Below are 16,799 nucleotides of genomic sequence, written 5' to 3'. Positions count from 1 at the left end.
GCCGCTCCCGGCAAGGTGTCGCGAGCGGATATAACATTGTCGGCGTATTATGGCGGAGCGGGCATCTATGGCGTCATGCTTTCATTATTTATCAGCGTTGCCAGGCGCTTAATCTGTTGTCCTTCGCTGTCAAAATTACCCTCATCAAGCCAAAGAGTGAACGCTTCGCGTAGCGCCGGATATTCACTATCAATGATTGAATACCAGGCGGTATCCCGATTACGCTGGTGTACGACAACGGCCTGACGGAATATGCCTTCGAAGGTAAAACCAAAGCGCGTGGCTGCCGCTCGAGAAGGCGCATTAAGCGCATCACATTTCCATTCAACGCGACGATACCCCAGCCCCCCAAAAACATAGTCTAACAGCAGCGACATGACCTCCGTTGAAACCCGCGAACGTTTCATGCGTGATGAATAGGTCACCCAACCCACTTCTATTACGCCATTCGATGTATCAATGCGCATAAGTGCCAGCGTGCCGACAGCCTGCATGCTGGCCAAATCGATTACGGCAAAATGCATGGGGTCGGTCTGCGTCGCAATCGTCGTTAAATAGCTTAAGAAAGAATCAAAGGTCGTGAATGGCCCTGACGCGAGATAGGTCCAGTCGCGAGCGTCAGGCGTATCGCAATAGGCGTCATAAAGCGCCTTTGCGTGGCGTTCGACGTTAATACGCTCAAGTTTGCAATAACGACCGGTGATGTGCTGAGCCGTGGGAAATCGCGCACCTTGCCAGTCCGGTAACCCTAAACCAACGGGTTGCTGGAATTCATTAAACGTGGATGACATGCTATTTACCTCTCATAATAGAGTGTCAAATGACTGCAGAATAAGAGACATCTGACGGGGTAAAAAGAACCACAATGGATGTTTTTAACAGATCCACATGACAATGCTATACCCAACTCCAGCACCGTATTGCTTATCCGCAATTAAAAAATACCAGCCACGAAGCTGTTATGGAAATAAGAAATACGGCCATTAATGACATGATTACGCGCATCGCTATCATCATCAAAACAACGCTACATGGCATGGGCAAGACGACGAATACCCTCAACAATAACCTCTGGTGGGTGATTCGCAAAACCGATCAAAATCCCCTGCCGGGAGATATCCCCATGATAATAATGACTCAACGATTGAATCCCCATCCCCAGCATTCTGGCTTTCTGTTCGACCTCATCGCCGGTCAACCCGTCATGCAACCAGCAAACAATATGCACGCCTGAATCAGAAGGCTGGACGGTCATTTTATCGGCAAGATAGCATTGAATAGCATTAACCAACGCCGTTCGCCGCTCGTAGCATGCCTTACGAACCCGTCGCACATGGCTGGCGTAATATCCTTCTTCAATAAAACTCGCCAGTACCGCCTGCTCAAGATAACTGGAGCCAATATCGGAAAAATATTTTGTCACGATAAACTGTTCTTTTAATCCTGGCGGGACAACTAAAAAACCTAAACGAAATTCTGGGTACATCATTTTTGAAAACGTCCCTGAATAGATTACCCGCTGATGCTGATCCAGTCCCTGCAAGGCTTGCAAAGAACGTGCGGCATAACGAAATTCACTATTGTAATCATCTTCAAATATCCATGCCCGGTTAACCCGAGCCCATTCCAGTAGCTCAAGTCGTCGGGATAAACTGAGTGTCCCGCTAAGCGGGTACTGATCGGAAGGAACAACATAGGCCAGTTTCGCATGAGGGAAATGATCGATGCCGTATTGAACATTCATTCCTTCGCTATCCACTGGCACAGGTCTCACTATTGCCCCTGTTGACATAAATACCCCGCGCGCACCTTTATAACCAGGGTCGTCCAGCCAAACGTCATTTCCTTTTGTAAGCAACGCCCGGGCAGTAATATTTAACGCCTGCTGAATACCGTTGACGATAATGATCTGATCTTCACTGCAGTTAACCCCTCGCGTCGTTTTCACGTAGTGACAAATTGCTTTCCGTAAGGGATAAAAACCGCAGGGGCTGGTATGAGAGCCGAGTTGATGCCGGGATTGTCTCCAGACTCGCCCCAATAACTTGCCCCATAATGAATGAGGAAAGAGATCGGTACAGCCCACACCGACGGCGAACAGACGGTTCATTTCACGCCCTTCAACATCGCCAGACCATAAACCACGAACGGATACGATATCCGCATTTAGCTGCCCATCAGCGGGCAGTTCATCGCCTTGCTGCGCTTCAGGATAGAGACCGCTGATGCTGCGGTCAGGAAGACTTGGCGTGACAAAGGTTCCGGCTCCTTTGCGCGTCTGAATATACCCTTCGTCTAACAGTCGGTCATAACCCGCAATTACCGAGTTCCGTGAAACTGACATCATCTCGGACAGTCCCCGGGTTGAAGGTATCTTTGTCCCTGGCGGCAGACGGCCTTCTACGATTGCGTTGCGTAGCGCATGGTACACCTGTTCCTTAATAACGCCTTGCTCTAAAAAAAGTTCCTGAAATAAAGGTGCACTATTTTTTTTCATTGCACTCGCTCTTACGTTAAAAGTGGATCCTGGAAATATATGCAAAGTGTCTCTTTGCGGTGGCTTAAGCAATATTTAGGATAACCGCCATAGAAAACCACTCTGACTAAAATTATCAGGAGACCTATGAGTAAGCCAAACACAACTGCGCCGATTACCATCGAACCCGTCACCCAGCAAGACTACGCGGGCTGGCTACCGCTTTGGATAAATTACCAGATTTTTTATCGTACTGAAATTTCAGACAAGGTCACACAATTAACCTGGGGTCGTTTTCTCAATCCTGTGGAGCCTGTTTTTTGTGCTGTCGCAAAATCGGACGGTAAAATTGTCGGTCTGGTGCATTATCTCTTTCATCGCTCAACCTGGGCGGAGTCTGATTATTGCTATCTGGAGGACTTATTTGTTAGTGAAGAAACCCGGGGCAAGCACATCGGCAAACAGCTTATCGAGTATGTTCAAAAACACGCCCGCAAACGCCATGCTTCAAGATTATATTGGCACACACATGAAACAAACCTCCGCGGTCAGCGCCTTTATGACTGGGTTGCCAGCAAGAGTGGGATGATCGAGTATCGTATGTAAAATAGATAATACCCATTAAATCGGGTAGTTTTCTGTAAACATCCCTCGCATTGTATCTTAAATTTTCAACACATCGTCTGCGGCTGTGTTTCGCAAAGCCGCAGAATCTGAAATCGTCAGATTTCTGAGGCCAAATACCCGCTACGCTGATAAGTGACATACTCATATATATTCTAATTTTTCCATCAATAAAAACATTACTTTTCAACGCGCTGCACATATCTTATTGCTCATGCGTTTTATTTCCACATAAAACTGCCCTACACTTATTTCTACATCTCTATATTGCCGGAGCGACCTCTAAACACGCCGCCGGGTTGTATCAGTGCGGCATGAGTTAATATACTTTCTCATACTTTTGGGTGATAACAATTTGGCTAACTGGCGATCAGGAGATGTTGGAGGAGCTGGATAATAAAATAATAGTGTAACCATACGGGGTGTTTTCCCCAACGTTAAAAGCATCACTTTCACACACAAAGGAGAAAACAGGGTGCCGGAATAGCAACTTACGCTGCCCTTCTGGCCGTAAGCGAAGCATTTGATTGATGGTGTAGAGTAAAATGAATCAAATACGAGAGTCATTACACAATGTTGTTTTCCCTGATATTCTGCCTGACTCATGGCCTTATCAGTCCTGGTGTTCACCTGCCGATATTGATACCGATATCACCTGGTATTCTTTTACTGAACTCGACTTAATCCTCGATGTTTGGCTAGGAAAGGACTCGCTGGTCCCTGTCAGGAAGACCGTTTGGGGGTTCGTTTACGAGAATGAACCATTGGTCCAGATAAATATTAAAGATGAAATTGCTTATGTTGCAGTCAATCGAAGATTTTATTCATGGGTCATTATTGTGGCCGGCACCTACAATTTAAACATCAGCCTCGACTTAACGACCATATTTAAACACACCGCATTAGCTGATACGGCTCTTTGTATTATCGTCAATAGAGTTGACATAAAATCTGCAGATATATCACTTAACACAGCAAAATCTTTTATGAACTTCATTTTTTTCCATGAACTGGTTCATCTCACCTGCCGCCAGCATGAGTTGAGTAAGCATAACGGCAATCTGTTTCCCTACATCAGAACGATGGAATTTATTGCCGATTTTTTAGCCTTCGAAAACACGCTCATACCATTAGCCTATGCAGATACCCGGCAAAAACGAAACGCGGATCTGCTGGCAAAAACATCCCGCTGCCTTGGCTTTGTCATCGCCTCCTATTTTATTATTAAAACAAGGCAAATGAGTTATCTCAACCAGTACCCTACAATGAATGAACGGACCATTTTATTGTTGAGTTATATATTAACACCCTATTTAAAGCGGAGTGAGCGCGCTGGTGCACTGCTCAAGCATGAAGCCAAAGGAATAATGGACGCCTATAGCAGACGAGAAAAGCTAGGTTTTACCATTAACAATGATGACTTCATCATTACCCCTGAAAATACCGAGTGCCAATGCAATTGTTCTAAATGTAGTTCATTCACCAAAGAGGTATATAAAAGAGCCAGGCCATTAAATGCCGAGGTTTTAAATCACCTTGACGTTTATACAAATTGCTTCCCTGATAACAATGTTATACGCACCTATCCCGATCTGGGTGAAATAACCAGTAAGACATCTTATTTTTGCAGTTTAAAAAATCCGCTATTGTTTTCCTTAGAGAGAACGATTAAAGATTTAATTTAACGGCATAACGATAAATCCTGTGACTCTGGAACAGCAGAGCCACAGGCGTTTAATACTAATCAGGCATTACTGGGGAGTGCACCTACGGCATGTGAACTTTTTACGGTCAACGTCACCACGGCGGAACATAACAGTGCGGCGATCATAAAGATAAATGCACTGTTGTAACTTCCGCCGCTGCTTTGGATCAGCCAGCCAATAATCGGCGCAGAAACGACCCCCGCCATCTGACCGCCAAAGTTAACGATACCGGAAGCCCGCCCCATGATATTGCTGGGGATGGTATCCATTAAAATGCCCCAAAATGTCGCCATGGCAAAGAACATAAACAGCGCAGAGACACACTGATAAACCACCGCCATATCCGCGCTGCTCACGCTGAAGGTCAGATACAGAAAGCCCGCCGCAATAACCGACGTCACGACATACAACGTTTTGCGCATCGGTTTGAATTTATCTGAGCAATATCCGCCGATTAAGGTCCCACCGGCACCAAACAGGAACGGAATTGCCGCCATCACCCCCGTCTTCGCCAGTGAGAATTCACGCACGGTAATCAGGTAGCTTGGCAACCAGGTTGAAAACCCCCAGAAGGTGATATCAAACAAGAACCAGATACTGGCCATCTGCCAGAGCACCGGCATCCTGAGCACGTCTTTAAACGCAATAGCGCTCGTGTTTTGCAGGCCACCCTGATCGTCAGCAGCTAAATCGGCCAGATCCTGTTGCGTAATGGCAGGATGATCTTTCGGGTTGTCACGCGTAAATAAGTAGATACCCGCAGCAATAAACAGGCCCGGAATACCCAGCACAATAAAGACCATGTGCCAGCCAAATGCCCCGATAATACTTGCAGCGACCACCACCGCCAGTGCAGGGCCTAAGGTATTTACCGTTGACTGAATTGCTGTAGCCCGACCGCGCTCTTTCGAAGGGAAATAGGTGGAAATCATTTTCCAGGACGCTGACGGGAAGCACCCTTCGCCAATACCGAAGAAGAAGCGAACAGCCAGCATCAACGGCAGCGTTAATACCGCACCGGTTAAGCTGGTGAAAACAGACCACCAGGCAATACCAATGGCCATAATTTTACGTGAGCCAAACTTATCCGCCAGTAAACCACCGGGGATTTGGAACGCGGCATAACCTATGAAAAAGGCGCTAATAATTAAACCTTGTTGGGTTGTATCAAGATTTAAATCTTTGCCGATATAAGGCAACGAAACGCTCATGACCATTCTGTCGAGGAACGAGAGTAGCCACGCCAGCCAGATTAATGTCAGGACGGTATATCTTGCTTTCCAGGTCTTAGGTTTACCTGAAGGTAAAGATGTTTGTAGTTTCATTGTGATGTCCTTGGGGTGTAGTGATCTACCGCGGCCATAAATGGTCGCGATAGATCCATGCGTGTTTAGCGTTATTTATTAATATTGTTTTCTGATAACAGTACCGCTACAGGCATAACTTTCCGTGCCATTAATTAAGGCAATGCGTCCATTAACCATCACGATTTCAATCCCTTCCGGATACTGATTAGGTTCAACAAATGTCCCCTTATCCGCAATAGTATTGGGATCGAACATCACAATATCCGCCGCATACCCTACCTTCAGTAATCCGCGATCCTGCAGTCCCAACACCTCTGCGGGTTTGCCTGTCATCTTGCGGATTGCCGCCTCCCAGCTCAGGCATCCTTCTTCACGCACGTATTTACCCAGCACGCGCGGGAAGGCGCCAAACACACGTGGATGTGGTTTACCCGCGCCCATCAGCCCGTCAGTGCACACGTTCTGTTCCGGCCGGCAGAGAAACTTAATGACGTGCTCTTCAGTGCCGTAAAAATCGACCATGCCAACGGCGTTTTCTTCTTCAAACAGCAGATCGAAGGTGGCGTTGTACGGATCTTTACCGCGCAATTCCCCCAGTTGAACAAGGTTCAGACCAACTGCATCCTGATTTTTCTCAGTCTTGACGCTGGTGACAAAAATCTGGTCCAGGCCTGCAAAATCAATGAAGTTATCCCAACCAGGAATGCCCTGCTGGATATCCTCGATCATTTTGGCGCGCAATTCAGGTGAGGCCAGACGCTCAAGTAATTTGTCCGTCCCGCCGGAGTGGACCCACGGTGGCAGGATCACGCCGAGCATGGTGCTTCCCGCCACGTACGGATACTGGTCGTAAGAGATACGGATCCCCTCTTCCTGGGCCTGCTCCAGCATGCCCAGCATCTGGTCAATCAACCCCCAGTTTTTCTTCCCACAGACTTTCATATGTGAAATATGCAACCAGACGCCGGTAGCTTTAGCGATGTCGATCAGTTCCTGCGTTGAACTGATGATATCGTCAGCCTCACTGCGCTGGTGTACCACAAAGATCCCGTCATATTTCGCCGTGACCTTGCACAACTCAATCATTTCGGCGGTATCACCAAAGGCACACGGCATATAGATAAGCCCAGTAGAAAGACCAAACGCGCCGGCTTTTAGCTCACGCTCAAGGACTTCACACATTTTCGCCACATCTTCACGCGTGGAAGGGCGTCCATCCAGCCCCATCGCTTCCATGCGTACGTTACCGTGTGGCACCAGATAGGCCAGGTTTGTCGCCGGATGTCGGGATGCCAACAGGTTGAGATAGCCGTCCGTGTTTTTATATTTCCAGTCAATTTTGTCGGTGTCGCCGTCCAGTCCGGCAATATTTTTACGCCATGCCGGAATATATTCCTCCGGCAATGGTGCCAGCGCTACGCCATCCTGCCCCAGCAACTCGGTAGTAATCCCCTGGCGGATTTTCGCTGACAGCGCAGGATTAATAATGGCTGACAGGTCAGAGTGTGTGTGAGTATCAATAAAGCCCGGACAAATAATTTTCCCTGTTGCATCAATAACCTGTTCATTGACGCCCACATCAATTTGACCAATTTTGACAATATGCCCTTCATCAACCATTACATCGGCAATTCGGCCTGGATTACCCGTTCCATCAATCACATTTCCGTTTTTAAAAATGGTTTTCATCGTTATTCTCCATGGCGGTGCCGCGAAGCAGCACCACCTGTAAGGTAAGAGGTATTTATCTTTATTTTTTAACGGCGATAGAGTGTCTGGATGATGCTGTAATAGCCGCGGGCCGAGCCGGTCAACTGATCGATCTCGATATACTCGTCGATGGTATGCGCCAGGTTTTCACGCGACGGCCCAAACCCGATAGTTTTGATCCCCGCTTCCCCCGCGTAGTGGCTGCCGTTAGTGCAAAATGAGTACTGAGTAATCGTTGGTGAGAAACCCGCTTCGCGAACGCCCGCCAGAGCGGCCTGCACGAACTCGTCAGACTCGTCATAAACCCAGCCAGGGAAGAAACGCTCACCCTCAATGGTGGCTCCGGTATAGCAAGACTCCTTACCAACGGCATAAGAGACGCGGGCTTTGAACTGCGGGTCCTGGGCAGTTAGCTCCGCAAGTGCGTTTTCCAGTGGCGCAATAACGCTTTCTTTGGTTTCGCCCACCAGCAAGCGGCGATCGTAGGTGGCGCGGCAGTAATCCGGCACCACTGATGCGCCTGGGTATGGCGACGATTTAATGTCTGTCAGTTCCAGAATCCCGGGGCCAAGCACCGGGTGGGTTGGCGGAGTGATAGTGCGAATTTTGTCGATCAACTGCGCCATTTTGTACACCGCGTTAATTCCTGCCTGCGGGTTGGCGGAGTGTGCTGGCTTACCAAAGGTTTCAACCACAATTTCTGCACGGCCACGCTGGCCGATTTTCAGATTCAGTTCAGAAGCTTCGCCAATGATGACGTAATCAGGCTGATAGCGCTCACTGACCAGACGAGCGGCAATGCCTTCAAAACACTCTTCATGAACGATACAGGCGACGTAAATTTTCCCGGCGAAATTGCGCTGATTATCCTGGCCGAAAAAACCTACAGCGGAGATCATCGCAGCAACAGCACCTTTCATATCGGTGGTGCCACGGCCATAAATTTTGCCATCGTCAATATCACCGCCGTACGGGTTGCGGGTCCACTTCTCTTCGTTCACCGGCACAGTATCGATATGACCATCCAGAACCAGCGTTTTCCCCGGCTGATTTCCCACAATACCGCCGACGATATTGCCGTATTTATCAACATGGATGTCGTCGAACTGGTAATGCTGCATCATTGTTTTTATGGCATTTACCACGTCCCCTTCCTGACCGGAATAGCTTTTTTGCTGGATCAGCGCCTGGCAATTTTTAATAACTTCTTCAATACGGGTTGCAGATAACATGGGTTTCTCCGTTAATGCTCTCAATCAGGAAATTATTTATTGATGCCCGGGTACTGACCGCCCCAGACAATATCCAAATATTGTTGCGGGTCGGTATCGCCTTCAGTACTTATCAGCAACACGCGGGAATGCTCATCCAGACCCAGTTGCTCACGGGTTGGTGCCAAATCCGGGGAGGTCATCAACAGCGCCAGAAGACCTGTCGTGACGGCCCCAGATTCACCTGAAATAATATGTGGGTCGCCCGCCAGCGGATTACCCAACATACGCATCCCCAGCGCCGCGACTTCATCAGGGCAGGAAGCAAATGCGGTGGCATAATCACGCAGTAACTTCCAGCCAATGCTGTTTGCCTCACCGCAGGCCAGACCCGCCATTACGGTCTGTAAATCGCCGCCTACCGCAACAGCTTCCCCCTCTTTTGCACGAGCTGAACGATAGAGACAGTCAGCAATTAGCGCTTCGGCGACGATCACTTTCGGACGATTTTCGCCCCACGCGGCCGTCACCATGCCCTGCACCATTCCCGCAAATGAACCCACACCGGCCTGAACGAAAACATGCGTCGGGGCAACCTGATGGAGCTGATCAATCGCCTCCAGCATCAGCGTGCCGTAGCCCTGCATAATCCACAGTGGGATCTTTTCGTACCCTTCCCAGGCCGTGTCCTGGACAACGATCCAGCCATACTTTTGCGCCTGATCCGCGGTCATGCGCACGGCATCGTCATAGTTCATATCCACGATTTCAGCGGTAGCGCCTTCATTGCGGATTGATGTCAGCCGCTGCTGTGAAGACCCTTTCGGCATGTAAACCACCGCATTTTGCTTTAACTGGCGCGCCATCCACGCTACACCGCGCCCGTGGTTACCGTCGGTGGTAGTGGCAAACGTCACGGTCTTCAGGTCATGGCGTACTGCTTCACTGGTCATGACATCAAACGGCAATTCGCTGATATCCTTCCCTACTAATTCCGCGATATGGCATGCCATCGCGTAGGCGCCGCCCAGCGCTTTGAACGCTTTCAGGCCAAAACGCTGAGACTCATCTTTGAGGTAAATATTTTTTACGCCCAGTTTTTGAGAAAGTGCCGGCAGCGTATACAGCGGCGTTGGAGCGTATCCCGGAATAGACCGATGAAAATTCAACGCTTTTACCAGCTCCTGACGACTAAAGGGTGCCAGCGCTGCCTTAGGGTGCTTGGTAAACGGCGTCTGGTTGATAAAAAATGATAAGTTTTGCTGCATCATAAAACCTCATTGTCCTGGTAATTCATTCCCTGTAATCGGTGTAATACAGAGTTATTTACGCTATCGCTAATCCATAAAAGCAAAATGCTTACCAGCTTTTTAGAAAATGAGGGAAAACTTAGAAATAATTTAATAAATGCTTTTGTTTCAATGTATTAATCAATTTTTAATGAAAGTAAGGTAAAAACAGCCGTCGTTAGTTTATCGCCTGATTTTGATAAATTCTCATAAATGATAAATAGTGTGATCACGGAGGATAAAATTAAAAAAACATCCAAAAACAATGTAGTAGATTGATTTTTCGCAAATCAATTTTGCAATGGTTCGCCTATTTATCATTTTCCTTGAGAAATGAGACACTTTGCCGGAGAAGTATCATGATTTCAGTACTGAGCAATATTCAGGATGATATATGCAATTATGCCGACGCTATTTCTGGCATTACCGGGACTGATGTAGAAATCATTGATGAATCTTTAATGCGCATTGCTGGTACCGGTAAATACCGACATATGCTCAATGAGAACGTGGCAAAAAATGGTTATATCTATCGGCATGTTTTGCAGGTCCGTGAGACGGTATTGATCAAAAACCCCGGTGAACATCCTCTATGTCAGCTGTGTGAAAAACACCATTACTGCTCTGAAATGCTGGATTTGAACGCCCCTATTTTCCTCAATAACCGCGTCATTGGGGTGATCGGCATTATTTGCTCCACGCAAACACAGCGTGACACCTTGCTTAGCCAGATCGATAAATTTGTCACGTTTATAGAGCAAATTGCCGTCATGATCTCCAGTAAGGTCTTCGAATGCCTGGAACGCTTACGCGCGCAGGAGACGCTCGGTGCCTTTCGTCGTCTGATTGATGCCATGGATCGCGGCGTTGTGGCCATTGATGGCAAGGGCCGTATCTGGCATGCCAACCATTCAGCAGATCGCATACTTAACCGTGAAGTTCAGGGATTACCCCTGACCATTGAAACGACCGGAGACAGTTTGTATGGCGATGAGGAAGCATGGCTGACGCTTGAAGGGCAAAAACACCATGTGCTGTGTAAACAGATCTCGCTCTCGTCACTGGATAACGACCGATTAACCATGGTTATCTTTCGCGATGCGCACGACTACCTGAGCACGATTGCCCCCTCGCCATATGAGTCTGACACACAGGTACGTCTGATTGGCCATTCCCCCTCAATGGAACAACTCAGAAGTACTATTGGCAAAATCGCCAACAGCTACGCCAGTGTACTGATCACCGGGGAAAGTGGTTCCGGTAAAGAAGTTGTGGCATTTGCCATTCATCAGAGCAGTCCGCGTAAAGCCGCCCCTTTCGTGACCATCAACTGCGCCGCGATCCCTGAACAACTCCTGGAAAGCGAACTGTTTGGCTACGTACGCGGCGCATTCAGCGGTGCCGATCCCAAAGGACGTGTGGGAAAGTTTGAGCTGGCCAATGGAGGTAGCCTGTTCCTCGACGAGATTGGCGATATGCCACTGCATTTGCAGGCCAAGCTGCTCAGGGTACTGCAGGAAAAAGCCATCACCCGTGTGGGGTCCAACAACACCATCAATATCGACGTGCGGATTATTGCCGCAACCAACAAAAACATCAGCGCGATGGTCGAAAATAATCAGTTTCGTGAAGATCTTTTCTACCGCCTGAACGTGGTGCCATTGGTTCTCCCTTCCCTGCGCGAACGACGGGCGGATATCGCCGTCCTGGCACAATATTTTGCCGATGAATTTTCGCTAAGCTACCAGCGACCACCGCAGAAACTTCCCGATGATGTTATTAACCGTCTTTATGCCTGGCACTGGCCGGGCAACATCCGAGAACTGCGCAACGTCATCGAGTACATTTTTGTCATGCGCGGAGAAGCCGCCGGGATCAACGCCAGCCATCTGCCCCCTTACCTGCTTACCGCAGCCGATGGCAGAAAAAGCACAATGATGGCGCAACCTCGCCAGCTTGCCCATCAGGGTAAACACGCTGAAAGAGATGCCATTGAAAACGCCATACAGCGATTTGGTTCAAGCGTTGAGGGTAAGAAACAAGCCGCGACAGAACTGGGGATCAGCATTGCCACGCTGTACCGAAAAATAAAACTGTACGGGTTATGATTTCCCCTGCGTCCGCCACGGGCAGTCAATGCCTGATGGCGCTGCGCTTATCAGGCCTACGTTTCACAGGCTTTAGTAGGCCGGATAAGGCATCAGCGCCGCCATCCAGCAGGTACAGCAAAGTGCCTTATGGTTGAGCGCTTTTAAAATTAAACCTCGCCATTCCCGCTATCTCAGATCGGCAATCAACAGGCACAGGATCTGAGTTTTTGGGAATAATTTCGCGAAAATGGAGAGAAAACGGTGATTTTTTTCGGTTAAGCTATGTTCATGCTTTGGCGCTACCTCATGGTCAAATTCACTCTTCAGGAACCAACCCGTAATGGCTAAAAGTATTCCGCAGCTGCCGCATGACCCCCATATGTGTCGCAGCTATGAAAAAAAGACTCGTAGCCCACTGGCACTCTATTCAGAGTATCAGCGTATGGATGTCGAGTTGCGGGAGCCGCTGGCCATGACATACAGTCACTGGCATGGCCAGGTTGAAGTGAATGTGCCATTTGATGGTGATGTTGAGTACCTGTTCAATGACGAAGTGGTACAGAGCAAACAAGGCTTTATCACACTGTTTTGGGCGTGTACCCCTCATCAGCTCACGAATGCCGGGCACTGTAAGCAAATGGCTATCTTCAACTTGCCCATGCATTTATTTTTGTCCTGGCCGCTGGATAGAGAGCTGATTAATCACGTGACGCACGGCAGGGTGATTACCTCGTCGGCATCCCAGCAGCTTAGCGCTTTTGAGGTTCAACGTTGGCAAAATGAGCTCAACAGCGATAACGAACAGATTCGTCAGTTAGCCATTGATGAAATCGCTCTGATGCTCAAGCGGTTTAGCCTCTCAGGCTGGCGGACAGTATTGGGAAACAAAACTGTACGGACCCAGAAGAACAGCATTTCGCGGCATTCACAATTTTACGTCAGCCAGATGCTGGAATTTATTGCCGCCAACTGTGACAAATTGCTGACCGTCGAGGCCATTGCCGATCACGTCAAACTTAATCCTAATTATGCGATGGGTATCTTTCATCGCGTAATGCAACTGACGATGAAACAATATATTACGGCGATGCGCATCAACCATGTACGGGCATTACTCAGTGACACCGATAAAACCATTCTGGATATCGCGATGATTGCGGGTTTTCGCTCCAGCAGTCGATTTTATAGCTCATTTCATAAATACGTCGGTATGCCGCCTCAGCAGTATCGCAAGCTCAGCCAGCAACGCCGAAATCATCCACCTTATGCGGAGGGATAATTGACTATCAAATCTATCTCTTATTTTACTGCTGAAATATGAACATCATAACAGCAGGCCAGAACAGATCGCCTGAAACAGTTAATAAAATAGAGTTAGATCATCAACTCACGTAACTACGCCACTCCGTTATTGATTGGCCTGTAGCAGGTATTTCTTTGGCTTGTTCAACCGTTAACGATTGGGATGGAATTATGGAACAAAATAGCTGTACCTCACACGACAGAAAAAAACTCTCTTTCTTTTGGTCAGTATTACCGATGCTTATCATGCTGGGCGGGATTAGCATCGGATATTTTATATTCAATATTCGCGCTGAACCGATGATCCTGATGGGCACGGCAGCCGCTTCATTTATCGCCATTGCTCATGGCTATACATGGGATGATATTCTGCAATCGATTTGCAATAAAATATCAGAAGCACTACCCGTCATTCTGATTGTCGCCAGTATCGGTTTTTTGATTGGTTCCTGGATGGTATCAGGTACCATCCCGATGATGATCTATTATGGTTTGAAGTGGATTAACCCCCAGTATTTTTATATTTCAGCATTTATGCTGGGTGCATTGATTTCAGTGTGTACCGGCACCTCATGGGGTTCCATTGGTACCGTCGGAATTGCCATGATTGGTGTGGCCATTGGCCTTAATGTCTCTCTGCCCATCGCCGCTGGCGCCATTGTTTCAGGTTGCTGGTTTGGCGATAAACTCTCGCCGGTCTCTGATTCAACCAATATGGCGGCACTGGCTGCCGGGGTAAATCTGTACTCCCATATTGGTCATTTGCTGTGGACCACCGGTCCGGGATTCATTATTTGCTGCGTGGTGTATAGCTATATGGGAATGGGCATTGATGCCGCTGCCAGTGCACCAGAAAATATCGCTCATTTAATGAACGCTATCGGCCAGATTTATCAGTTCAACCTTCTGTTGTTGCTACCACCGATTATCGTTTTGTACGGCTCACTGTCGAAAAAACCGCCTATCCCGATGCTGTTTTTGTCCACCATCGTATCAATGATTCTGGCTTTGGTTTTTCAACAATTCAGCGCATCTTCGGTCGGCGAATCCGTGGTCAGCGGCTTTAAGCTCGCGATGCTTACCGGAGATCATATTCCTGTACTGTCATCTGATGTCTCACGCTTATTAGAGCGAGGAGGTGCAATCTCTATGTTCAGCAGCTTTGTGACCGTCTTCAGCGCCTTTAGTTTTGCTGGCGCCATGAGCGCGACAGGCTCCCTGCACACGGTCATTAACGCGCTGACAAAAGGGGTTCAATCAACATTCCGCCTGGTCGCTACCACCATTGTTACGACGTTCACCATCTGCGCCTGTACCGCCAATGGAACCTTACCGTTGTTATTGTGCGGCGATGCCTTTAAAGATGAATACAAAAAACGTGGACTGGCCGCGAAGAACCTTTCGCGAACCACCGAAGATGCCGGAACCGTTGTCGAACCTATTATTCCGTGGTCTGCTTCGGGCGTTTATTGCGCCACTATGCTGGGCGTTGCGACGCTTGATTACCTGCCATGGGCAATCCTCTGCTACAGCGGCGTCATCTTTGCATTGCTGTGGGCGGCAACGGGTATCGGTATTGCTAAATATGAACCAAATGAAGCTACAGAGCATATGGTTGAGCAAAAATCATAGGCTAATACGTAGCTAAATATTAGCTATCACCAGGGTAAATTTAATATATCAATTAGATATACATAAACATTCTGCGCTTTTTGCGTTGCGTAAACTATTTTCAGAGACTTTCCAGGAGTCAGCAATGTCTTTGTTTGATGATATTGTCACAAGGGATGTTAATTGTCGTAAATACGGCCAATTACAACAAATGTACGGTACCAGCGATGTATTACCACTGTGGATTGCGGATATGGACTTTGTTACGCCAGCCCCCATCATGAATACGTTACGCACAGTAGTAGAGCAGCCTGTTCAGGGCTATAACCTGGATTATCCGCAATGGAAAGAGTCTGTTATCCAGTGGTACGCACAACAATATAATGCCGAACTTAAATCGCACTGGCTGCATTTTGTTCCCGGCGTTATAAAAACCATTGTCATGTCCTTGCTGGCGCTTACCCGCACGGGAGACAATATATTAACCTGCACCCCAATATATGACCCCTACCCTAACCTGGTGAAAACCAGCGGCAGGCATTTACTCCAGACCCGTCTCATTGAAAAAGACGGTTGCTATGAATTTGACTGGCAAGATTTCAGCGAGAAACTTAAACAGTGCAAAATGTTTCTTTTTCCCTCGCCACATAATCCTGGTGGAATGGTGTGGTCACGGGAAACGCTTGAAAAAATCAGCCACTATTGCCAGCAGGCTGGCGTCATCATTCTCTCCGATGAAGTGCATAGCGATTTAACCCTGCCAGGTAAGCAACACCTGCCCTTTTTTACCCTCGATGACGCAGTAGGAAGTCAGTCAATCGTACTGACCTCTGTTAGCAAGACCTTCAACACGGCGGCGATCCAGGGAGGGATAGCTATTATAAAGAATGATGAGCTGCGTCACCGGTTCTATCATTTTCTCGATAACTGTTATCTTGCAGAGACTCACTCACTGCAACAGGCAACGATTTATAGCGCCTATACCCATTGCGGTGACTGGCACCGGGAATTATTGGCTTATCTGGCTGATAATGTAGCATTTGTTAGAAATGAAATCGAAATGCACTGTCCGTTGATCTCGATTGTCTATGGTGGCGCATCCTATCTGCTCTTTCTGAATGCCGAAAGAATGGCGCTTAGCGAGACGCAGCTAAGCGATTTTTTTGTCCATGAAGCCAGACTTGGCCTGTCACCGGGGTCACAATATGGTCCAGGCGGAGAGGGGCACATGCGTCTGAACGTTGGCTGCCCGCGCGCCGTACTGGTAGAGGCGATGAACAGACTAAAAGCGGCATACCAGAAACGGCAGAACGCCTAACGCAGACCGCGACGCTTGCCCTGCTTCGTCAGGGCAACATTGCCCAAAGATAGTGACCGAACTGCTATAAAGTCTTTCCCTTCTGTCGGCTGGTGTTAAACTGGAAAGTGTGATCTTCATCATAACCTGCTTAAACAGAGAAAAGAGACACTGCT

General features: G+C 48.1%; 12 protein-coding genes. 6 read left to right on the top strand and 6 right to left on the bottom strand.

Annotation, left to right across the window (positions count from 1 at the left end; all coding sequences use genetic code 11):
• Positions 1-65: 65 nt before the first annotated feature.
• Together HV261_RS08310 and pdxR are read right to left on the bottom strand one after the other, a co-directional pair.
• The gene (locus HV261_RS08310) at positions 66-791 is read right to left on the bottom strand and encodes a GNAT family N-acetyltransferase (RefSeq protein WP_202037984.1); all 726 of its coding nucleotides are present in this window, start codon (positions 789-791) and stop codon (positions 66-68) included.
• Between the two features lie 236 nt (positions 792-1,027).
• Positions 1,028-2,497, bottom strand: coding sequence for a MocR-like pyridoxine biosynthesis transcription factor PdxR (gene pdxR, locus HV261_RS08305; protein WP_202037983.1), 1,470 nt, complete (start codon positions 2,495-2,497; stop codon positions 1,028-1,030).
• Positions 2,498-2,623: 126 nt separating this feature from the next.
• Between pdxR and HV261_RS08300 the strand changes: the two genes are divergently transcribed.
• Positions 2,624-3,082, top strand: a complete 459-nt coding sequence (locus HV261_RS08300; RefSeq protein ID WP_202037982.1) for a GNAT family N-acetyltransferase — start codon at positions 2,624-2,626, stop codon at positions 3,080-3,082.
• A 563-nt stretch (positions 3,083-3,645) separates the two neighbouring features.
• On the top strand, positions 3,646-4,785 hold the full coding sequence (locus HV261_RS08295) for a hypothetical protein (RefSeq protein ID WP_202037981.1): 1,140 nt from the start codon (positions 3,646-3,648) through the stop codon (positions 4,783-4,785).
• A 59-nt stretch (positions 4,786-4,844) separates the two neighbouring features.
• On the opposite strand, the gene HV261_RS08290 is transcribed toward HV261_RS08295, so the two are convergent.
• The 4 genes from HV261_RS08290 to ygeX all read right to left on the bottom strand — a co-directional run bounded on the left by HV261_RS08290 (position 4,845) and on the right by ygeX (position 10,302).
• Entirely contained in the window at positions 4,845-6,131 is a 1,287-nt protein-coding gene (locus HV261_RS08290; protein ID WP_202037980.1) for an MFS transporter, read from the bottom strand.
• A 78-nt stretch (positions 6,132-6,209) separates the two neighbouring features.
• Positions 6,210-7,802, bottom strand: coding sequence for an N-acyl-D-amino-acid deacylase family protein (locus HV261_RS08285; protein ID WP_202037979.1), 1,593 nt, complete (start codon positions 7,800-7,802; stop codon positions 6,210-6,212).
• A 68-nt stretch (positions 7,803-7,870) separates the two neighbouring features.
• The gene (locus HV261_RS08280) at positions 7,871-9,055 is read right to left on the bottom strand and encodes a YgeY family selenium metabolism-linked hydrolase (protein WP_202037978.1); all 1,185 of its coding nucleotides are present in this window, start codon (positions 9,053-9,055) and stop codon (positions 7,871-7,873) included.
• Positions 9,056-9,087: 32 nt separating this feature from the next.
• Positions 9,088-10,302, bottom strand: coding sequence for a diaminopropionate ammonia-lyase (gene ygeX, locus HV261_RS08275; protein WP_202039670.1), 1,215 nt, complete (start codon positions 10,300-10,302; stop codon positions 9,088-9,090).
• A gap of 380 nt (positions 10,303-10,682) precedes the next feature.
• On the opposite strand from ygeX, the gene HV261_RS08270 reads away from it, so the two are divergent.
• The 4 genes from HV261_RS08270 to HV261_RS08255 all read left to right on the top strand — a co-directional run bounded on the left by HV261_RS08270 (position 10,683) and on the right by HV261_RS08255 (position 16,644).
• Positions 10,683-12,431 (top strand): sigma-54 interaction domain-containing protein, encoded by a 1,749-nt coding sequence (locus HV261_RS08270; RefSeq protein ID WP_202037977.1) that lies wholly within the window; start codon positions 10,683-10,685, stop codon positions 12,429-12,431.
• A 322-nt stretch (positions 12,432-12,753) separates the two neighbouring features.
• A complete protein-coding gene (gene melR, locus HV261_RS08265; protein ID WP_202037976.1) occupies positions 12,754-13,692 on the top strand; it encodes a transcriptional regulator MelR in 939 nt (312 codons plus the stop codon).
• Between the two features lie 194 nt (positions 13,693-13,886).
• A complete protein-coding gene (gene nhaC, locus HV261_RS08260; RefSeq protein ID WP_202037975.1) occupies positions 13,887-15,347 on the top strand; it encodes a Na+/H+ antiporter NhaC in 1,461 nt (486 codons plus the stop codon).
• A 124-nt stretch (positions 15,348-15,471) separates the two neighbouring features.
• Positions 15,472-16,644: a MalY/PatB family protein gene (locus tag HV261_RS08255; protein WP_202037974.1), complete on the top strand. Its 1,173-nt coding sequence runs from the start codon at positions 15,472-15,474 to the stop codon at positions 16,642-16,644.
• Positions 16,645-16,799: the final 155 nt, after the last annotated feature.

Source organism: Citrobacter sp. RHBSTW-00671, from assembly GCF_014103415.1.
In the GTDB taxonomy this organism is placed as follows: domain Bacteria; phylum Pseudomonadota; class Gammaproteobacteria; order Enterobacterales; family Enterobacteriaceae; genus Citrobacter.
Note: the sequence above shows the minus strand (reverse complement) of the source record. Positions and strands in the feature narration are given on the sequence as shown.